Below are 18,577 nucleotides of genomic sequence, written 5' to 3'. Positions count from 1 at the left end.
GGTATAATCACCGTGAGGGAACCCACGTGCAGTCGGCCCTCAGGCTGCGGAGCGTCTGGCATGCTCCATGATCATCTTGCCCATAGCGTCGAACAGCGCCTTCATCGCCACGGGCTTCAGGATCACCTCGTCAGCGCCTTGCTCCATGCAATCCTCACGAATGCGCGAGGCAGTATCCGCTGTCACGACGATAACGGGCAGCAAGGATTTGTCGTCTTGCCGCGCCCGAATTTGCCTGATCGCCTCCAAGCCGTCCATGCCGGGCATCCGAAGATCCATCAGGATGACGTTGAAGCTCTCCTGATCGATCATGCGCAGACCCGTTTCGGCATCTTCGGCCTCCGCCATGTGAGCGCCGGCGACGCTCAGCATGTCCCGGACCACCCGCCGGTTCATGGGATCATCTTCGACGAATAACACGCGCATGGATCTGGCTCCTGGTTCTGGCCCTGCATAGACGATCAGGGTTAACGAAGAGTTCGATCAGGCGGCGGCTTTCACGGTCTTTACCTTGGCAACCACGTCGCCGCCGACGACGTCTTCCAGGATCTGCGCCAGGTTGATGGGCGGAAAAGCCTTGATGGCGATCGCATCCACCCCGGCAATGGTGTTCGCTCCCGGCGACATGGCCGCGTCGGCGCCCATGAGCACAATCTTGGCGGCGGGACAGAGCCGCTTTGCGTCCTCCGTTGGGACGTCTCCGAGTGCGGCTGCGTCCAGGACAATGATGTCGAAACCACGTCGGCCGAGGAGCTCGATCGCAGCGTTCGCGTCATCGGCGAACACCAACTCGGCAACGGCACTGTCCAGAGCGGCCGCGGTGATGCTCTGAAGCAGCATATTTGGCTCGAGGATGAGAACGGCGCAGCGATCGAGGGTGAGGTCCCCCGTTCCAGCGTTCGTATCGGGAACGTCTGCAGTCACCGGCAGGCGAAGCGGCAGGTGGACACTGAAGGTGGTTCCGATGCCCAGTTCGGACTGCACGGTGATGGTACCGCCCATGGCTTCGACGAGGTTCTTTGAGATCGCCAAGCCGAGCCCCGTACCCGAAAATTTCCGTGTCGTTCGTCCGTCCACCTGATGGAAAGCTTCAAACACCGCTTCCAGCTGATGTTCGGGAATGCCTATCCCGCTGTCGCGCACGACGATCTTCAGAACGCCTTCGACTTCGTCCGCGGCAGCCTCGATGCTGATGGTTCCGGCGTCCGTGAACTTCACGGCATTCGAGATCAGGTTGAAGACGACCTGCTTGAGGCGGCGGCCATCCTCGATGATGACCTCGGGTGCGCGCTGAAGATCCAAGGCGACCGTCAGGCCCTTTTCCTGCGCCTGGTCCGTCCATATCCGACTCACGTCGCTGACGAGCTTTCGAAGAAACACTGTCTCCGCAACGATCTCGATCCGGCCGGACTCGATCTTGGCCATGTCGAGAATGTCGTCGACCACGGCCTTCATCATCTCGCCGGCGCTGTGCACGACCTCGACCCGCCCCTTGGTTTCGCCAATGATCGTTCGGTCGGCGAGGAGAACCTGCGTCATCCCCAATATGCCGTTCAGAGGGGTCCGGATCTCATGGCTGGTCGTCGCCAGGAACTCAGACTTGGCGCGCAGAGCCTTCTCGAGGGCAAGGTTCGACTGGCTGAGGTCCGCGTTCGCGGCGCGCACCTTGTTCCGGCTACGACGAATGGAGAGATACGCCGCGATCACAAGCGCAAGCGCAAGCGCAATGCTGGCAAGGAGGATGACCTGAACACGCCCCCTGGACTTGGCGAGGGCGATATCCCGTTCGAGCTGTCCGGTCTTGAGACGACTGATCTTCAGTTCCTGGTTCGAAAAGTCGAACTGAGCGGCCATCAGAGCTGCGTTCGTGGAGGTCCGGATTTCCCGGGTCTCATCGTCGATGCGCTTCAATGCTCGCAAGTGCGCGAGGGCTGCTTGCTGGTTTCCGAGGGCCGCGTAGACACGCTGGGCAGTGTCGTGAAAGTCGCGGAAAAAGGGGTTCGTCTCTTCGAGATTGGCACCTTCGAAGGTACGCTCCAGATATTGGGCCGCCGCTCCGCGATCCCCGTGCTTCTCCGCGATCTGCGCCTTCACGCCCCATAGAAAGGGTGCCCATTCCGCGGCAGCTCCGTGCGCCGCCACGCGTATGCCTGCATCGGCGGTCGAATCCGCCGAGCGCAACCGCCCTGCGAGAAGCTGCGTGGCTGCTATGTTGGTGAGTACGCGCGCTTCCAGCAACGGGCTTTCCATCTTGCGGCTGAGAGCCAGTGCGCGGCGGAACTCCTGCTCCGCCTCAGGCAGCCTGCCCATGTCCCGGTAAGCGGTGCCGATATTGTTGTGGGCTGCGAGAACCACCGCTGGGTCGCCCTGGTAGATGTCTGCGGATTGATCATAATATTTGAGAACCCGCTCGTTGTCGCCTGCATTGCTGTAGAGCGCGCCGATATTCTGGAGCGCCATGGCCTGGCTACGATCGTCCCCCAGGCGCTGGAAGATCCGGAACGCAGCTTGGTATCCTTCGAGAGCGGGACGCACCTGGCCGACGTCAGCGGAGGTCGCGGCTCGCGACATCAGGAGGTCGCCGTGCAGCTTGGCTGACGGTGCAAGAGCTCGAACCGTTGCCAAGCCTTTGTCCAGAACGCTTGCAGCCTCATCCGAACGGCCCATCCGGCCGAGAGCCTCGCCTTCGAGCCATTGAGCGCGCGCTTCGGCCACACGTCGCTCCTGCCCTTCCGGCACACGACTGAGAAGGGGCAACGCACGGCGCGCGAGGTTCAAAGCTCGCTCCGGGTCCGCCATCATGGCCTGTTTGGCGGCTTCGAGCTGCTTGTCATAAGATGAGGATGAGGCGGTTTGGAGCCGACCCTCCTGCGCGAGCGAAGGCCCGGCGGTGAGCATGAACGCAACCATGATCAGCTTGGTCGTTGCGCGACCCACCAACGGCGTCATGCTTTTCCTCCAACAACTCTGCGCACTCCTACGAGGAAGGCGTTAAAAGAAGGTGACCTACGCTGACGGCAAGCTGAGCGCCCTGTCGCGAACCTGGCTCCGTCGGTAGCGCTGCGAGCGCCAATGCGTGCATGGGCGAGCCTGATACCGGAAGGGGAATAGAGGTGACGGCAGGTCACCGGCAGACGGCGTCAACCTTTCTTGAACGTCTTCGGATATATGCTTCCCCCGGAGGGAAGCATGTACACCATATTCGTTGATCGGGCCGAGGCGATTATCGAGGTGACCCTCGGTGGATTGATGTCCGTCGAAGAGGTCGATGATTATATAGCAGACCTGAAGCAAGATTTTGTCGCGCACGAGTTGCGCGACTACTCGATGATCATCGACGTCTCCGCCTGCCCCATCCAGCCGCAGGACATGATCAAGCGCATGGGAGAGCATATGGCGCTGATGCCCAAAGCGCAGGCGCTCGCAATCGTGACGGGAAGCTCGCTTGCCCGCATGCAGATTCGTCGCCTGTTCACTCAACCCTACGCCCGGATCGTGGCTTCGGCAGCCGAGGGGCGCGCCTGGGTGGTCTTGGGAACCGAACCCTCCGGATGACGAACATCACGGCATCCTTGCGCAAGCCGGTTATGTCATCAAACGCAATCACATCTCGCTGAAGCGGCAGCGTCAGCTAGGCTCGGCCGGGCCACTAAGATTGGCAGGTCACGAGCAGTTGAGCTATTTACGGCATGGGACACCAGCGTCCGGTCGCGACAAGACCGGTCATCCATTTCGACGGGAGCCTTGTCGCTTTCCGCTCAGGTCCTGCCAAACGAACCGGCTTCGCGCCTGAGCGGCATCGTCAGACAATGAACTCCTCCACCACACCGGGTGAACTCGTCCAAAGCCACGGTGATCACCTCGAAACCGAGGCGCCGTACCGCCTCATCGATGCGCGGCGCGGTTCCAGGGGAAATGATGCGTCGTTGGCCGAGCGCGAGCACGTTGCAGCCAAGGGCGGAGACCTCATCGAGGTGAACCGGAATGACCTTGACGCCAAGGCCGGCGACCTCCGCAAGGAACGCAGGATCCAGTCTCTCGGTGCAGCCGAGCGCCAAATTCTGGTCGAGCATGCAAAAGTGCGTGTCCAGATGCAGGAGACGCGCATCGATCTCGGTCGTGATTACTGTCCATCCGCGGATCTTGAACATCGCTCCCAACGCCTCGGCCCCGGCCGCGTCGGTCCGCACCCCGGAGACGCCGATCACCACGACACCTGGCCTCAGCAGGCAAATGTCGCCGCCCTCCACCTGTCCGCTTTCCACCCGGCCGGCAGTAGGAACTCCGGACCTCGCTGCTGCGCGAAGCACCACGTCGACCTCGCTACGTCGGTGCAACGCACCGGGTCTAAGCCCGACGAGACCCCAGGGCGTCATGAGGCTGGTATCTCGGGTGAAGGCCAGGTCGGGCATGCCAGGCATCGCTGGTGCGAGATGGACATCGACGCCTGCCTTCGTGAGCGCCGCCGCCATCGCCCGATGCTGCTCTGCCGAGCGCGTCGAGCACGACGCCAGGCCTCTTCGCACAGCCTCGATGCTCACGGCATTGCAGGGCACGAGACTGAGATGCTCCGGCGAGGCGAGAAGGACCTCCTTGAGCGTGCCCCACTCGCTGTCGACGTAATAATATCCGCCCGGCGCAGGAAAAAGCCGACCTGCGGAAGGCAGGGTCGCGTGACGCATTCGTGAAGCCAAAGGGTACCTCGAGACGGAACGTGAACGGCTGGCAGCCGCGAACTCCGAGAACGTAGCAGCCCTGCACACCGTTCCAGCCGAGCCTTGGTGGTTCAGAATACTGGGAGGGAGTGGATGGATGCCGCCGGAGCCCTGAGATGCGTGGAAGGTGTCGCCGTCGCGCTGTTCTCGCTGCCGGATGATCTGAGGCCGGCTCGAACGCAAGCCGACGATCAAGGCCGAGAGCGGGGGGAAGCGCCTCACCCGTGCGGGGCTGGTGACGATCGGCGTTATCAGCATGTCGGCGCTGCTCAGCGCCTTGCCCTTTCACTTACTTCTGTCGCTCCTCCGACTGCGTCGTGGCGGCTGCCCGATAAGCAGGAACAAAACAAGCTGGGTCGCTGGCGCGAGCAGGCGCCAGGCTGGCGGTCCCTTCTCGAACGGATCGTCGGTCCGGCATGGGCGCCGCTACCGCCGACGCCCATGACGTAAATGTCGCCGTAAGGCCAAGGATTGGCGGGATGGAGCAACGCCTCGTCCGAGAATCCTCCTCGGGCGCTTGCGAGGGTGATCCACCTGCCGTCTGATGACCAGCTGATGTAGGCGTCGTTGGCGGGCGAGGCGGTCAGTCGCATCAGCCCCCCTACCCCTCGACGGGAACGTCCAGATCTCGCGATCGCCGTCTGTTTACGCGGCGAAGGCGATCCGCTCTCCTTCAGGGGGCCAAGGCCGGAGATTATCGTCGCAGGGCCGGCCAGCAGCACGCGCCCATGGCCACGCAGCGTCGACAATCTCGAGGGCATTGGCGCCGCCACCGGCTCTTCGGAAGACGGGTTCGCGGCCGTCGGGCGCAATCCGGCAATCGGCAGCTTTTGGCTTAAGCTGTTCGCGGGCGTTTGACCGAAATCGAGCTGTGGCCGCCGGCCAGTGCCCGTCAGTGCCGGTCAGGTTGAAAGCGACGAGGACGAGATCGCCGCCGCCCGGTGGAGCCGGTCTGACGGGAGGATGGCGTTCCTCGTCGACAACGAAGAGTTCGTCCGGATGAATACCGCCGACATGCGCATCGACCTCGGCCTCCACGTCGCGGAAGCGCATTCAGCAGATGAAGCCCTTAACCCGATCAAGGACGAAATGAACCCCGACCTCCTCTCAACCGACTATCTGATGCCTGGAATGACGAGCGCGGAACTGGCGCGCGAGGCGCGTCTGATCAACCCGGCGGTGTCGATCCTCTTCGTGTCCGGCCGTGCGGAAATGAACGGGATCGCGCCGACCCGCTTCGCCTAAGCAGGGTCTTTCGCAACGCAGAGCTCGCGACCGGTCTCCTGAGGCTCCTACCCGAGCCGTACGCCTAGTTCCGGTACGGACTTAGTCACCCGGGGAAGAACGTTTGGGGGAACCCCCAGTGCTTCCGCCACTCCCGCCCCGCGGGCGATCCGGACAATTTCCGTTTCCCACGTCAGGAACCAAGCCTGCTTTTCCTCCTCCAGCTCATACGTGTCATAGGTCCGTTCAAGCCCCTTTTTCACATGGTTCAGCATCGCCTCGGCCGTTTCGAAATCGAGCCTTAGCCGCTTCGTGTTGGAGCGGCAGGTTCGTCTGAAATCGTGCGGCGTAAAGCGCTCGATCGGCTGTCCCGCGAGCTGCTCCATCCTTTTTCGTACACGATTGCGGGCCACGTACCAGCAATTGCGAGACCTCGGTCCGTCGAGCTTCGGAGCAGGGAAGACCCAGTCACCGCCGTTCTGCATCAGCAACCAGCCCCATGGGCCGAGGGCGATGCGATGCTCCACTGAATTCTTGGTCCGGGAGGCGGGTATGGTCCAGATCCCATCGCAGACTTCCTTCGAGCGCGCCTCGCACACCTCGGCAAGGCGCGCGGCCGTCAAAAGCCAAAGCAGCATGCCGCGTTGATAGTCGCGCTCTTCCTCGACCAAGGCCTCGAGGAACCAAGCAATCTCCTGAAGAGCTAGCCGCCGAGTTCGTGGCGCCTCCGGGAAGCGGAGGTCGCCGAGACGCCGGGAGGGATCGACCTCCAGCCCGACTTCGAGCCCCCGCAGCGACGCAGTCCAGCCGAAGAAGACCTTGAGCTCCGCGGCTAGCCGGTTCGCCCGCACCCGCGCTTTCTTTCCCTTCGCTTCAACCAGCTTGATGAGATCCGTCTCCGTGACGTCGTAGATGATCTTCCGGCCGAGCTTAGGTGCGATGTCGCGCCGGTAGATGTCCAGCTTGTCTGAGACGGTCCGTGGCTTGTTGATGCGCTTGGCCCGCGAGGAACGGCCTTCGCGCACGGCCTCCATGTAGAGGTCATGCGCCCGATCGACGGTCATCGTAGCAAGGCGAAGCTCCTGCCGAGCCGCCTCTCGCGGATCTATGCCCGTGTCCATCTGCAGGTTGAGCGCGTTCGCCCACTCCCGCGCGTCGGCGATCGAGTAGGCCGGATAAAGGCCGAGGCTCAGCTTCACCACCTCTCCGCGGCCGGCGATCCGCCGACGGTAGAGCCACCTCTTCTTGCCGCTCGGAAGCACCTCGATCGACAAGGCACCGGTTTTTGAGTCGTCCAGTTTTCCACGCCTCAGATCGTCGATAAGTGCCGGGTTCAGCTCCTTTTTCTTTGGCTTTTTGACCTTCCGAGGAGCCGCACTTGTCGAAAAATCGGTACACAAATCGGGACACAAATCGCGGTTACCAGAGCCCCGCTCAGCCGAACCGGGTCGAACCCTGTCCAGCTCGATTATGTTGTCGTTCGAGGTGCTTATGCGCGCGAGACTGCCTGTCATACCGACTCCAATCGGTCCTTCGGCAGAACAAAAAGCGGTACACAAATCGGTACACAATAGGCGTCGAATCCGGGCCAATTCAGGCGAACCGGGTCTAGCTGGCGTGTCTAGAGATTTGTGTGCAAGTAATTGTTCTAAGGCCGAATCATGAGGATTCGGTTGGCTGGGGCGGCAGGATTCGAACCTGCGAATGCCGGTACCAAAAACCGACCTAGCGCCAGCTTCCCTGCCGCTCTCGCTGCGGAATGAGCAAACTACCCACAGGCAAATATCAATAACTTACGGGCGAAGTGCGGAAGAGATCCCGCCGATCATTCTGCGCCATTGGTGGCGCGGCGATGATGGCCTGACGGCGGTAAAGCAAGCTGATGAAGCCGCCTACGGTGCAGGCGCATGAGCTCAGCACCAAATCCCGCGCAGGACCCGATCCAGACCTTCTTGCCATGGGCGAACGAGGACGAGAGGAAGCTGCGGCAGCGCCTCCTGAAAGCTCAAACCTACGCTACGGGGCTTAGCGCTTCGGCGACTTCGACCCGAGCACAGGGGCTTTATCGCCTGATTGTGACCGTCGCTGGCGAACGCGCTTTCGCCCCTGCTAGCTGCGACGAATTGAAAGACACGGCAGACGGCCTCGTTCGCCTTCTCATGGTCGCGCAGATGTTCGAGCGAACGGAGGGCGCGCATGGATAATGATCCCATCGCTTTCCGCTCCTACGAGCGCCTAGCCAGTGAACACACTTGGAGAGCGGCCATCGACAACGCCGCGCCTCACGTCGACCCTGCCGATCTGAAGCAAATGCCGCTGCTGGATCCGGGCGCATGGCAGGATCAGGAAACACCCGATCGGCGCTGGCTGCTCGATGGCTGGATACCGCACAACCAGGCGACCTATCTCACGGGTCCGGGATCTGCGGGCAAGTCTCTGCTCGCGCAGCAGCTTTGCACCTGTATCGCGCTCGGCCTGCCGTTCATGGGCATTCCGACCGAGCAGAAGCCGACACTGTATCTCAGCTGCGAGGACGACCAGGACGAGCTGCACCGCCGGCAGAAGGCGATCTGCGCGCACTTAGCCGCCCCTCTGAGCGCGCTCTCCGGCAAGCTGAACCTTGTTTCTTTGGCTGGGCAAATCGGCGCCGAGCTCGCTACGTTCGAGCAGCCGCAACGGGATGAGACCGGAACCGTCTCGCCGCTGATCCGCCCGACGCCGCGGTTCAGGGCTTTGGAGCGTGTGGCAATTGCGCACGGCGCCGCATTCATCGCGCTCGACAATGTGGCGCACCTATTCGCCGGCAATGAGAATATCCGCGTGGAGGTGGCAGCCTTCATGTCACTGATGAACCGCCTTGCCATGCGGGCAAACGGGGCCGTGCTGCTGCTAGGCCATCCGAATAAGGCCGGTGACTCCTTCTCTGGCTCGACCGCCTGGGAGAACCAGGTTCGATCGCGCATCTTCCTCGAGACACCCAAGGACGAGAATGGCCACGCGGCCGATCCCGACCTGCGCGTTCTCAGCCGGCAGAAGGCCAACTATGCCAGGAACGGCGAGACCATCGCCTTCCGCTGGCACCAATGGGCATTCGTGCAAGATGGAGACCTGCCGGAGGATCAGCAGGCCGCGATCGCCGAGAATGCCCGCGCAAGCAGCGATAACGCCATTTTCTTGGCGTGCCTCGCCGAGCGCAATAAGCAGCGCCGTCCAGTCTCCGAGATGCCTTCGCCTAACTACGCCCCAACGCAATTCGCGAAGATGGCCGAAAGCAAGAACATCGGCAAAGCGAGGCTGGAAGCCGCGATGGATCGGCTGTTCCGGTTAGGCCGGATCGAGCGTGCTTTCGTGTGTCGAGACGAGAACAAGCGGCGCGATAATCACGGCTTGGTCGAGGTGCAAAATGGTGCCCCAAACGGTGCCCCAAACGGTGCCCAAACACTCGCCCCAAACCGCCCCAATCTACCCGCCCAAACCGCCCGCAACATACACCTTATACCTAAAGGTATATTCGGCGCGGCCACTGAGGCCGCCGCGCCTGATGAGGTGATCTGGGATGACGAGCCGGAGCACGACCAGTGAGCCGGTGGGATCATGGCGGCAAGACCACCAGTCAGCGAGGCTATGGCACACAGCACCAGCGCATCCGTGAGCAGCTGAAGCGTGAGGTGATCCTGTGCGAGCTATGCCAGCGCAAGACACCTCCCGTTGTCCGCGTCGGCTGCATCGCTGACCACATCGTCAGCCTGGCCAAAGGCGGCACAGGCGATCGGTCGAACTATCAATGGATCTGCCGTGAGTGCGCCGATGAGAAGGACGCGCACGACCGCGGCAAGCCACTCAAGCCAAAGCCGCGCATCGGTCCGTCAGGGTGGCCGGAATGAGCGGCAACACACACTGCCGGGGGGGGCGTCGCGCCTTCAGGATCGAGTGCCTTCCTGACCGGCGGGTCCCTCAAACCACATGCGCGGCGCCCCGGTTACTTCCGCGCGAGCAAGGAGACCAACGATGAACAACCATCCTGAACCGCCTACCCACCTGTCCGCCAGCGCCGTCGAATGGTGGTGCGCAGTCATGCGCGACTACACGCTCGAACCGCACCACCTGCGACTGCTCCAGGCAGCGTGCGAAGCCTGGGACCGCATGGGACAGGCGCGAGATGCTCTCGCCGCCCATGGCGGCCTGACCTTCACGGACGAGCGGGGGACGATCCGCGCCCATCCTGCAGTCGCGATGGAGCGTGACGCACGCGTCGCTTTCGCCCGCCTTGTTCGCGAACTGGACCTCGACGCGGGCGCACCGAGCGAGGCGCCGAGGCCGCCTGCACTCACCAGCAACCGGAGAGAGAAGCATGCCAATTAAGCGGAGGATATCGAAAGGGCGCGCAGCGCTCAGTGATCAGGAGCTTGAGGACCTGTTCTACGGGCCCGGATCGTGCCTGTTCAACGGCGAGGGCTATCTGGGTCCGCACGGCGACGGCTTGTGGCACGAGAAAAGCCCGGAGGTCCAACAGGCCGTCATGCTCGCCATGCGCTCCGATTGGGAGCGCCACGGGCCGCGGGTTATGGCCGCCTGGGAAGCGCGCACGGCGCACGAACGCGAGATCGTTGAGCGGTACTATGCCGACACGCAGCCTTGGGCTCTCCGCGAGTTCGGAGAGGCCCAATGAGAAGCAAGCCTCGACGGACATCGATCGCGATCACAGCGCGGCAGACTGGCGACTACCGTGTCGCGATCTTCCCGCGGGACGGACGTGATCTGAGCACTGCGCCGCAAGACTACTCAACCGAGACCGAGGCTCGCGCCTACGCCGCGGCACTGAGCCGCCGCACCGGCTGGCATGTCGTCGACCGTACAACTCAAGGAGAACAAGCATGACGAAGATCACGGACGCCGAGCTGCAGCGTGGGCTGCTGGTTCACCACGAGTTGAGAGAGCACATCGCCCGGCTCGCCACGGAGGGCTTCCAGTACCGGGAGATCATGGCCGGCATTGCCTCGCTCACTAATGAGCTGATCGCCACCACACACAACCAGGCGACCGCTTCGGCATGGTTCTTCGGAATGGCTAAGCAAGCTGCACACTTGGCCGCCGCAGAACTACCACCAGAGACTTGATCTTGCTCCCACAACCTGCTAGCCCCGACCTCGCTAACACGTGGCTGCCACGTCGCGGCACCGATCTTCCCCGCGTCTAACGCGCCGATCGGCTGGAAAACGGGCTTGCTCCCGACAGCTGAGGTGCGTTCATGGAATACGCGGGTTCCCCATTTGAGATTAAGCAACTGAGCGACAGCGGCGCCATCGAGGGCCTGCTGGCTGGCTTTGGCAACGTCGACCACGGCGGCGACAAGCTGCTTCCCGGTTGCCTTACCAAGACGCTCGCCAGCCGCTCAGCGCCCCTGCCGATGCTGCTCCATCACGATATGCAGCGGCCGATCGGCGCTTGGAAGGAATGGCAGGAGCGCTCTGAAGGGCTCTACGTCAAAGGCGCTCTGACCCTCGCCACCCGTGACGCCCAGGAAGCGCACGCGCTAGCCAAGGATGGCGCGCTCACCGGTCTTTCGATCGGCTGGAAGCCGACCAAGACGACGCACGATGCTAAGGGCGTTCGGCTCGTGTCGGAGGCTGAGCTCTTCGAAGGCAGCCTCGTCGCCATCCCGATGAATGACGCAACCCGCGTGACCGCGGTCAAAGCGATTACCGGCCCGCGCGACATTGCCGAGCTGCTGCAGGAGAGCGGGCTCTCAAGCCGTCGCGCCAAGGCAGCGGCCGGCGCTGCATGGAAGGCAATCAACGAACATCAGGACGAGACGCAGGCCGACGCCGAGCTGGCCGCGATCCTCACGAAAGCAACGGCTCGGCTCGCCAACATCGGAAGGAACTGAAATGGAAATCAAGGATCTGCTGCAGAGGCACACCGACGCCGTCGAGGTGCAAATCAACGCTCTCGATGAGAATGTGAAGAAGGCGCTCGAGGAGGCCGGCTTTGTCAAGTCGGTGATGAACGAGCTCGAGCAGAAGTTCGCCCGCATCCCCACCGACATCGGTCAGCACCGAGACCCCGTCACACCGGGGCAGCAGTTTATTGACGCTGCCGAGGTGAAATCGTTCTTGGAGAACGCAGGGGCAGGACGGCGCATCGGCATCGACGTTAAGGCGATCACCAGCGGCACGACCAGCGGCGGGCCGCTCGCTCCCGCTCAGCGCGATAACGTGGTCTCGATGCCGTTGCGCCCACTTCTGATCCGCGACTTGCTTCCGGTGATTCCGGTTTCGTCCGGTTCTGTCGAGTATCCGCGTCAGACCACCCGAACCAACAACGCGGCTACGGTCGCCGAAGGCGCCCTGAAGCCGGAGAGCAATTATGCTTTCGACCTGGTGCCGGTTCCTATCCGGACCGTAGCACACTGGACCTTGGCATCGCGCCAGATCCTTGACGATGCGCCGCAGCTTCGCGCCACGATCGACAACGAGCTCCTGTTTGGCCTCGGCATTGTCGAAGACAACCAGTTGCTGAACGGTGCCGGCACCGGAACCGATCTCAGCGGCATCTACACCAACGCCACGGGCTTCGCGGCCGGGAGCCTCGTGGTTGCCGCGCCAACGAAGCTGGACGTCATCGCTGCGGCCATTCTCCAGAATGCACTCGCCAACATCCCGGCGACAGGGATTGTCATGCACCCGTCCGATTGGGTGGGCATGCAAATGATCAAGGACGCAGCCGGCGGTTACATCATCGGCAATCCCCAGGAAACGCTGCAGCCGCGCCTCTGGGGGCTGCCTGTCGTGGCATCTCAGGCAATGGCGCCTGGCACCTTCCTCGTCGGAGACTTTCGCGGCTCCGCAACTCTCTATGACCGCATGGCGGCCCGCGTCGAGATCAGCACAGAAGACAGCGATAATTTCCGCCGCAACATGGTCACTCTGCTCGCCGAGGAGCGCGTTGGCCTCGCCGTTAAGCAGCCGACCGGCTTTACCAAGGGCACGTTCGCCGCTGCGATCACTGACCTCTCCAGCTGATGACTGAGCCGGCGCCTACATCCCGAGGCGCCGCGCCTCACGGGACGGCAGGGGGCAACTCTCCCCCCCCCCCCGAGCCTCTTGCCGTCCCGACTGGCCGCGATGGCCGCCCCATCATGCGGCTGAAGCCGCCGAAGATCGAGGAAAGTTGATATGTCCGTCGTCACCCGCGTTACCGACGCAACGTTTACCTCGCACACCGGACACGACGTCCGCATTCCATATCAGGAGACGTGTCTTGGCATGTACTTCATGGGCGGAACCCAAGGGGCCAGCATCGCCAACCGAGCGAATCCGGCAGCTCCGTTGCAGGTAATCGGAACGCCGACCTACGGGCCGAACTACGCGCGGCTTACCAACACGATCGGGTTCCAGACCCCGTTCAACCTGACCGCCTACGGCCACACTGCAATCATCATTGCCACGGATCCAATCCGCGACCTTCCCGACGCTTTCGGACGGACAATGGGACCCCAGACCGTGTTCTGGCTCAATCGTGGCGCAGACCGGCGCGTCTACTGGAATGACTCTTCATCCGACTGGGCAGTCTCGTCCTCAGGTACCACGGCAATCACCGGGGGACCGGGTGTCGTACGCAGCGCAAACCCTTCTCAGGACCAATACAGCTATATCTCCCTCGTCGAGGGAGGGCAGCTGGTGCGGTACGACCGGGAAGATCGCTACGGGATCACGCCCTGGGCGGTGAACAGCAGTGGCACACCCGGTTACGCCTCTCTTCCTTACCAGATCGGCGCTCGAGGCTTCGGCGACCCCGGTTCGTTTCGGTGCGCCGCCGCCGCCTTCTACGACCGCGCCTTGCCGCTCGACGAGGCTTTCCGGGTCTGGCGGTTCCTTTGGGACGAGATCGGAGCGCGCGGCATTCGGCACACGGGCTGAGCCGGCGCGCCGCCCTATCCTGCGGCTGAGGCCGCTCAAGACTGAGGAATGACATGGCCACCTCGCTAATCGGCTCCCTTGCCGTTAACTTGAGCCTGGAGACAGCTGCGTTTCGGAATGGCGCCACGGAAGCGCAGCGCCAGATGGCGGGGCTTCAGAAGAAGCTGAGCAGCGTCGGCGCGAACCTGGCCAAAGCGGGCGCTGGCCTCTCGCTAGCGGTCTCAGCCCCTTTGCTCGCGTTTGGGAAAGGCGCTGTCACGGCCGCCAGTGACGCTGCCGAGCTGCAATCCGCCTTTGATCAGACGTTCGGCGAGATGGCCGGCGAGATGAACAAGTGGGCGGAGGCGACGGGCAACGCCCTTGGCCGCTCGACACGCGAGATGCAGGAAGGGGCGAAGACGTTCGGCCTCTACTTCAACCAGATGGGCAAGACCCGCGCCGAGGCGGCGAAAATGTCGCAAACCTTCACAGTGCTGGCGCAGGACCTTGCCTCTTTCCACAACACCAGCGGCGAAGATGCGTTGGCTGCGCTGCAGTCGGGCTTGTCGGGCGAAAGCGAACCGCTGCGCAAGTTCGGCGTCTTCCTCTCGGAGGCCGCGGTGAATGCGAAGGCGGCCGAGCTTGGTATCGGATCTCTCGGGGGCACGCTGACTGAGCAGGAGAAGATCCAGGCCCGTTATGCGCTGATCCTCGAGGCGACGAAAAACGCTCAGGGCGACGTCGCCCGCACCTCCGGCAGCACGGCTAACCAGGTGAAGGCCTCTCAGGCCGCTTGGGAAGAGCTGCAGATCACGATCGGCACCAAGCTCTTGCCGGCGCTCACACCGCTGATCACAGCTTTCACCGGCATCCTGATCAAGTTCAACGAGCTATCGCCGGCAACTCAGACGTTCATCGTCGGCGCGGGCGCCATCGCTGCAGCTCTCGGACCCGTCCTCTTGGCACTGAGCCCGGTCGTAACGGCATTCAGCGCCCTACTCCCGGTTGTCCTCAAACTCGGCCCCATCGTGTCGAGCTTGATCCCGTTGATCCTCTCAATGGGCAAAGCGCTGATGGTGCTTGCCCTGAACCCGGTTGGCGCCGTCATTACAGCGCTCGCGGTGGCTGTGGGCGCAGTCTACCTGGCGTGGAAGAACTGGGACACGATCAAGCCGATCATCGTCGGCCTCTACACGACCGTGAAGACTTGGATCCTCGACAAGCTCAACGCGGTCTGGGAAAGCGTCATGTCGAAGATCCGCACCGTCGCAAATGCCTTCAAGTGGCTCGACGACGTTGTGGTGCGGAACAGCTACATTCCTGACATGGTGACGAGCATCGGCGACCACATGGCGCGGCTCGATGACAACATGGTCGGGCAAGCCGAGACAGCGACGAAGAAGACCGCCGAGGCCTTCGCGGGCATGGCTCAGAACATCGCGAGTTCGCTGCAGGGTATCGTCGGCTCGATCAAGCGCGGGGACTGGCTAGGCGCGATCGAAGGCGTTGCGGGGGCTGTCGGGCAATTCGGCGGCTTCGGAGGTTCGAAGGTTCCGGCGATGGCAAACGTCACCGGCATGGCAAACGGCGGCGCCTTTAGCATCGCCGGCCGGGGCGGCATCGATCGCAATCTGCTTAGCGTGAACGGCAGCCCGGTGGCACGGGTGTCGCGTGGCGAGCGGGTCAGCGTGTCGCCCAACGGCGGAGGCTCGGGCCGGATGGTCAACTTCGATCTCCGCGGCGCGGTGATGACGCAAGACCTTCTAGCTCAGATGAACCAGATCGGCGACGTCTCGAGCCTCCGCGGCGCGGCAATTGGGTATGAACTCTCCCAGACTACCAACCACAGAAAACAAAGGCAGAGGCTGTGATGAATGAAACGATCAGCGCCCAGGAAGCGCACGACCATCTGACCAGGCAAGTTCACGAACTCATGGTGGCCAATGAGGCTGTGATGGCGATCTTTGCAGGAACTCTCGTCAGCGCCGGCCTCTCCGATTTCGAGACGTTAGCCTCTCTCCTGGACGCTGCGTCCCGCACGAGCGGAGAGTGCCGCGGTAAAATCGTCGAGGGCGACACTGCTCCCAACGAGATCCTAGCTGGTTATGCACAAGCTCTACATGACGCCAAGCAAGGCAATCGGGCGATCTTCGGAGTGGTCGACGGAGGTAGGTCGACCACATTTGAGCAGCAGGAGGAAAGCTACCGTTAGGCCATGCGTGCTACTGATGGTAAGCGGCGCCATGGCAAGAAGACCGTCCCCCCCGCTTGAGCGCGCAACTCTGCACACCGCCATCATACGTGACGTGGCGAGCATGTGGACTAAGCTCACGTGGGACGCTGAAGTCTTTCGTGAAATTCAGATCGCGTACCCAGACGAGCCGGAACCTCTAGCGTATGCGGCTATCAATGTATGCATAGCCGCCCAAAGCCTCCGCAACTGGGTAGAGAACTCCCTCGCAATTGAGGCTCGAAAGCGCAAAGAAAAATTCTCTGCCGACCTCTTCTTGGCGGATCTCTATTATCACATACCTCAGCAGGCGATGTGCGAAGCAATCGCCAACACCGCTAAACACGCCCGGTATAACGATGAGCGTTGGCCTGGAGGTGAAGTGCGCCTCGAATGGCACGAGGGGAACGAAGATGCTCCTCCGGGGTACATGCTGCGGCAGGCAGAAGCGGGAGAAACCGTAGGTGAACTCGCGGCAAATAGATTCCAGGAACTTTGCGACCATTGGTGGGCCTACCTGTCTCTGAGGAATCTTTCAGCGGGAACCTCCCGGCTGCCTGCGTGGCAGCAGCGCAAGCTGCATCGTATTTTCTCCGATCGTGATGGGCATTGGCAGCCGTTCTAACTTGGGGTGTTTGCGGCTATCGATGCTGGCTTCAGGCCAGCCACTCAGCCTGGAACGCATCGGCTTCGTCATCATCAACGAACGTGAGGGCATAGGCGCCGTTGGAGCCGACACGCCCCTGCACGCCACGGGCGCAATGTTCGAGCACCCATTGCCCGCACTCTGCGGACTGGACGAAATCGATCTTGCTGGCGGGAACGATCAGCGTACGCACGTATCCTCGTTGCAGTGGAGGCTAGCGGTTCTCAAACATCGCATCCCATCGTTGGCAGGTTCGATCGGGAGACTGCCGCACGCATGCACGACGATGGCGCCACCCGCCTGGATATCCACGCTCACAATGTCCAACCCGGCAGCGACACAACCGCGGATCGCACGCGTGAGATCGGCTTGCGTGAAGCGCACGGCTTTGGTCATTCTTTCCTCGGCTCCGTTACGCAGGACTCGATCCGTGCGACCTCCTCCGGCCGGATCCGGTGCGACTTGCCAAAGCTGAGGGCGGTGAGATCGCCTCTCTTGATCATCGCACGTATCGACTGGGCGCTGCACTGCCATCGCTCAGCCAACGACGCCGGTGTGAACGCATAACCCGAGTTGAGTTCCGCCTCGCGCGCAGGGGATGCTGGATTGAATTGCGGCTGGGATTTGTACAGCGGCTGCTCAGAGCGCCAATCGGTCATATGGCGGCCGGTCTTCCCCTCTAGGGCCTCATCCAAGGCGACTTTGCTCCATCGTTCCCGCTCGACGAACATGATCGGCTGCGGGATCTTCCCATGGAACACGCCTCGCTCGAATTCAGCAACGGACATATCGAGGTAGCTCGCCGCGGTTTCTCGCCGCATGGCGGCCGGCCAGGCATTGTAGGTACGGCTCACGACTTTCGCTTTGCAGGCTTCTTGCCGCTCGCGATTAAGCGGCGTGCGCGCTCGAGGGCTTCTTCGGGGGTGGACGGAGCGGGTCCGACCATGGCGCGATCCGCACGTTCTCTCGCTGGTACGCTGGCCTCGCGCGCCTCACGAGCCTCCGGCCGCTGACGCGCGAGTTCCTTCAACTCCTTTGCCTCTTGGGCGGCGAGGAGCTCATACTGCCCAATCTCTAGGAGCAGGTCCATCTCTTCCGGGGTGAAGCGCGTGCCCTGCTTGTTGCGCTGCGCCCGGATTACCTTCTTGCGAACGCGCGCGACGACCGTTTCCGTCATAGATCAGGCGATTGACATTAGCTGAGAGGGAAATGCCGATGCCAACGTGCAGACATCATCGGTCTCCCCACGCAACCAGCGTTCTTCATCGTCTTCATGCAGAATGACGGGACAAGCCTTGGGATGCACTCGCCCGACAATGTGCGCTGCAGGATCGCCTTCGTAGCCGCAGGTGAGAAACGCAAACGCCTTGCCGGCTTCGGTCTCCCGCCACACGCCGGCGAAGGAGAAAATCGGCCGCGACGGCACCGAGAACCATCGCGCCAGCTTCGATCCTTTCTCGCCTTCCCACTCGCAAAAGTCCGTCACCGGCACCAGGCAGCGCTTGGCAGGGTCCTTGAGCGACGATCGCCAGAACGGGCTCGAAAGGTTGCGGACATTCGTTACCTTCTTGTCCAACATCTTGCCGCTGGCACCGCGGACCTTAGTCGGGAAGCCCCACGCTGCCACATCGAGGATGCGTTCGCCGTCTTCCTCGCGCACCATCCATCCGATGCGATCGGGGAACAGCTCTGGTGGGGGAAGCGTTTCCGGTTCCGGCATGACGAGCGCCGGATCCACTCCGAAGCGGAGAGCAAGCTCCTCCTGCTTTGCGGACATGCGGTAGCGATTGCACATCTTCAATCCTCGCTCCCTCGCCGTCCCTCGATGCAGTGCCAGCGGACCAATCTTCGGATGAGTGTTCTC

At 62.4% G+C, this 18,577-nt stretch carries 21 protein-coding genes; 13 read left to right on the top strand and 8 right to left on the bottom strand.

All coding sequences use genetic code 11. The annotated features are described in order from the left end of the window. Positions 1-39: 39 nt before the first annotated feature. Complete coding sequence (locus C7I55_RS07995; protein WP_106512332.1) at positions 40-426, bottom strand: response regulator; 387 nt, start codon at positions 424-426, stop codon at positions 40-42. 57 nt (positions 427-483) lie between these two features. Then, on the bottom strand, positions 484-2,949 hold the full coding sequence (locus C7I55_RS07990) for an ATP-binding protein (RefSeq protein WP_106512331.1): 2,466 nt from the start codon (positions 2,947-2,949) through the stop codon (positions 484-486). A gap of 240 nt (positions 2,950-3,189) precedes the next feature. Here C7I55_RS07990 and C7I55_RS07985 point away from each other — a divergent pair, with 240 nt between their 5' ends. After that, positions 3,190-3,555, top strand: coding sequence for a hypothetical protein (locus C7I55_RS07985; RefSeq protein WP_106512330.1), 366 nt, complete (start codon positions 3,190-3,192; stop codon positions 3,553-3,555). 203 nt (positions 3,556-3,758) lie between these two features. Here the strand turns inward: C7I55_RS07985 and C7I55_RS07980 are convergent, their stop codons facing one another. Continuing rightward, positions 3,759-4,973: a dimethylarginine dimethylaminohydrolase family protein gene (locus C7I55_RS07980; protein WP_106512329.1), complete on the bottom strand. Its 1,215-nt coding sequence runs from the start codon at positions 4,971-4,973 to the stop codon at positions 3,759-3,761. Positions 4,974-5,600: 627 nt separating this feature from the next. Here C7I55_RS07980 and C7I55_RS07970 point away from each other — a divergent pair. After that, positions 5,601-5,960 (top strand): response regulator, encoded by a 360-nt coding sequence (locus C7I55_RS07970; protein ID WP_158266328.1) that lies wholly within the window; start codon positions 5,601-5,603, stop codon positions 5,958-5,960. Between the two features lie 47 nt (positions 5,961-6,007). Here the strand turns inward: C7I55_RS07970 and C7I55_RS07965 are convergent, their stop codons facing one another. Beyond that, the gene (locus C7I55_RS07965) at positions 6,008-7,453 is read right to left on the bottom strand and encodes a tyrosine-type recombinase/integrase (protein WP_106512326.1); all 1,446 of its coding nucleotides are present in this window, start codon (positions 7,451-7,453) and stop codon (positions 6,008-6,010) included. Positions 7,454-8,135: 682 nt separating this feature from the next. On the opposite strand from C7I55_RS07965, the gene C7I55_RS07955 reads away from it, so the two are divergent. The 11 genes from C7I55_RS07955 to C7I55_RS27725 all read left to right on the top strand — a co-directional run bounded on the left by C7I55_RS07955 (position 8,136) and on the right by C7I55_RS27725 (position 16,692). After that, positions 8,136-9,521, top strand: a complete 1,386-nt coding sequence (locus C7I55_RS07955) for an AAA family ATPase (protein ID WP_106512324.1) — start codon at positions 8,136-8,138, stop codon at positions 9,519-9,521. Further along, entirely contained in the window at positions 9,518-9,823 is a 306-nt protein-coding gene (locus C7I55_RS07950; RefSeq protein ID WP_106512323.1) for an HNH endonuclease, read from the top strand. The genes C7I55_RS07955 and C7I55_RS07950 overlap by 4 nt, the downstream gene beginning before the upstream one ends. Positions 9,824-9,947: 124 nt before the next feature. Further along, positions 9,948-10,301: a P27 family phage terminase small subunit gene (locus tag C7I55_RS07945; protein ID WP_199192757.1), complete on the top strand. Its 354-nt coding sequence runs from the start codon at positions 9,948-9,950 to the stop codon at positions 10,299-10,301. Further along, positions 10,291-10,608, top strand: a complete 318-nt coding sequence (locus C7I55_RS07940) for a hypothetical protein (protein WP_106512321.1) — start codon at positions 10,291-10,293, stop codon at positions 10,606-10,608. Before C7I55_RS07945 ends, C7I55_RS07940 begins: the two co-directional genes overlap by 11 nt. 205 nt (positions 10,609-10,813) lie before the next feature. Next, positions 10,814-11,056 (top strand): hypothetical protein, encoded by a 243-nt coding sequence (locus C7I55_RS07935; RefSeq protein WP_106512320.1) that lies wholly within the window; start codon positions 10,814-10,816, stop codon positions 11,054-11,056. 131 nt (positions 11,057-11,187) lie between these two features. Then, positions 11,188-11,826 carry an HK97 family phage prohead protease gene (locus C7I55_RS07930; RefSeq protein ID WP_106512319.1) on the top strand — a complete coding sequence of 213 codons (639 nt, stop codon included), beginning with the start codon at positions 11,188-11,190 and terminating at the stop codon, positions 11,824-11,826. 1 nt (position 11,827) lies between these two features. Next, a complete protein-coding gene (locus C7I55_RS07925; protein WP_106512318.1) occupies positions 11,828-12,961 on the top strand; it encodes a phage major capsid protein in 1,134 nt (377 codons plus the stop codon). Between the two features lie 153 nt (positions 12,962-13,114). Further along, positions 13,115-13,858 (top strand): hypothetical protein, encoded by a 744-nt coding sequence (locus C7I55_RS07920; protein ID WP_106512317.1) that lies wholly within the window; start codon positions 13,115-13,117, stop codon positions 13,856-13,858. A gap of 53 nt (positions 13,859-13,911) precedes the next feature. Then, a complete protein-coding gene (locus C7I55_RS07915) occupies positions 13,912-15,708 on the top strand; it encodes a phage tail tape measure protein (RefSeq protein ID WP_106512316.1) in 1,797 nt (598 codons plus the stop codon). Further along, positions 15,708-16,049: a hypothetical protein gene (locus C7I55_RS07910; protein ID WP_106512315.1), complete on the top strand. Its 342-nt coding sequence runs from the start codon at positions 15,708-15,710 to the stop codon at positions 16,047-16,049. Before C7I55_RS07915 ends, C7I55_RS07910 begins: the two co-directional genes overlap by 1 nt. Before the next feature lie 103 nt (positions 16,050-16,152). Continuing rightward, on the top strand, positions 16,153-16,692 hold the full coding sequence (locus tag C7I55_RS27725) for a hypothetical protein (RefSeq protein WP_158266327.1): 540 nt from the start codon (positions 16,153-16,155) through the stop codon (positions 16,690-16,692). A 31-nt stretch (positions 16,693-16,723) separates the two neighbouring features. Here the strand turns inward: C7I55_RS27725 and C7I55_RS07900 are convergent, their stop codons facing one another. The 4 genes from C7I55_RS07900 to C7I55_RS07880 form a co-directional block, all read right to left on the bottom strand. Beyond that, positions 16,724-16,906, bottom strand: coding sequence for a hypothetical protein (locus tag C7I55_RS07900; protein WP_106512313.1), 183 nt, complete (start codon positions 16,904-16,906; stop codon positions 16,724-16,726). 199 nt (positions 16,907-17,105) lie between these two features. Next, positions 17,106-17,567, bottom strand: a complete 462-nt coding sequence (locus tag C7I55_RS07890) for a helix-turn-helix domain-containing protein (RefSeq protein ID WP_106512311.1) — start codon at positions 17,565-17,567, stop codon at positions 17,106-17,108. Continuing rightward, positions 17,564-17,890: a hypothetical protein gene (locus tag C7I55_RS07885; RefSeq protein WP_106512310.1), complete on the bottom strand. Its 327-nt coding sequence runs from the start codon at positions 17,888-17,890 to the stop codon at positions 17,564-17,566. Before C7I55_RS07885 ends, C7I55_RS07890 begins: the two co-directional genes overlap by 4 nt. 3 nt (positions 17,891-17,893) lie before the next feature. Beyond that, a complete protein-coding gene (locus tag C7I55_RS07880) occupies positions 17,894-18,508 on the bottom strand; it encodes an SOS response-associated peptidase (protein WP_106512309.1) in 615 nt (204 codons plus the stop codon). Positions 18,509-18,577: the final 69 nt, after the last annotated feature.

It is taken from the genome of Allosphingosinicella deserti (assembly GCF_003012735.1).
Classification (GTDB): domain Bacteria; phylum Pseudomonadota; class Alphaproteobacteria; order Sphingomonadales; family Sphingomonadaceae; genus Allosphingosinicella; species Allosphingosinicella deserti.
This window is presented reverse-complemented; position numbering and strand designations above follow the sequence as displayed.

Excerpts from the sequence above, each read along its gene's own strand:
- C7I55_RS07995 (WP_106512332.1), bottom strand. The coding sequence starts at position 426 with ATGCGCGTGTTATTCGTCGAAGATGATCCCATGAACCGGCGGGTGGTC.
- C7I55_RS07990 (WP_106512331.1), bottom strand. The coding sequence starts at position 2,949 with ATGACGCCGTTGGTGGGTCGCGCAACGACCAAGCTGATCATGGTTGCG.
- C7I55_RS07985 (WP_106512330.1), top strand. The coding sequence starts at position 3,190 with ATGTACACCATATTCGTTGATCGGGCCGAGGCGATTATCGAGGTGACC.
- C7I55_RS07980 (WP_106512329.1), bottom strand. The coding sequence starts at position 4,973 with ATGCTGATAACGCCGATCGTCACCAGCCCCGCACGGGTGAGGCGCTTC.
- C7I55_RS07965 (WP_106512326.1), bottom strand. The coding sequence starts at position 7,453 with ATGACAGGCAGTCTCGCGCGCATAAGCACCTCGAACGACAACATAATC.
- C7I55_RS07955 (WP_106512324.1), top strand. The coding sequence starts at position 8,136 with ATGGATAATGATCCCATCGCTTTCCGCTCCTACGAGCGCCTAGCCAGT.
- C7I55_RS07945 (WP_199192757.1), top strand. The coding sequence starts at position 9,948 with ATGAACAACCATCCTGAACCGCCTACCCACCTGTCCGCCAGCGCCGTC.
- C7I55_RS07940 (WP_106512321.1), top strand. The coding sequence starts at position 10,291 with ATGCCAATTAAGCGGAGGATATCGAAAGGGCGCGCAGCGCTCAGTGAT.
- C7I55_RS07935 (WP_106512320.1), top strand. The coding sequence starts at position 10,814 with ATGACGAAGATCACGGACGCCGAGCTGCAGCGTGGGCTGCTGGTTCAC.
- C7I55_RS07930 (WP_106512319.1), top strand. The coding sequence starts at position 11,188 with ATGGAATACGCGGGTTCCCCATTTGAGATTAAGCAACTGAGCGACAGC.
- C7I55_RS07925 (WP_106512318.1), top strand. The coding sequence starts at position 11,828 with ATGGAAATCAAGGATCTGCTGCAGAGGCACACCGACGCCGTCGAGGTG.
- C7I55_RS07920 (WP_106512317.1), top strand. The coding sequence starts at position 13,115 with ATGTCCGTCGTCACCCGCGTTACCGACGCAACGTTTACCTCGCACACC.
- C7I55_RS07915 (WP_106512316.1), top strand. The coding sequence starts at position 13,912 with ATGGCCACCTCGCTAATCGGCTCCCTTGCCGTTAACTTGAGCCTGGAG.
- C7I55_RS07910 (WP_106512315.1), top strand. The coding sequence starts at position 15,708 with ATGAATGAAACGATCAGCGCCCAGGAAGCGCACGACCATCTGACCAGG.
- C7I55_RS27725 (WP_158266327.1), top strand. The coding sequence starts at position 16,153 with ATGTGGACTAAGCTCACGTGGGACGCTGAAGTCTTTCGTGAAATTCAG.
- C7I55_RS07885 (WP_106512310.1), bottom strand. The coding sequence starts at position 17,890 with ATGACGGAAACGGTCGTCGCGCGCGTTCGCAAGAAGGTAATCCGGGCG.
- C7I55_RS07880 (WP_106512309.1), bottom strand. The coding sequence starts at position 18,508 with ATGTGCAATCGCTACCGCATGTCCGCAAAGCAGGAGGAGCTTGCTCTC.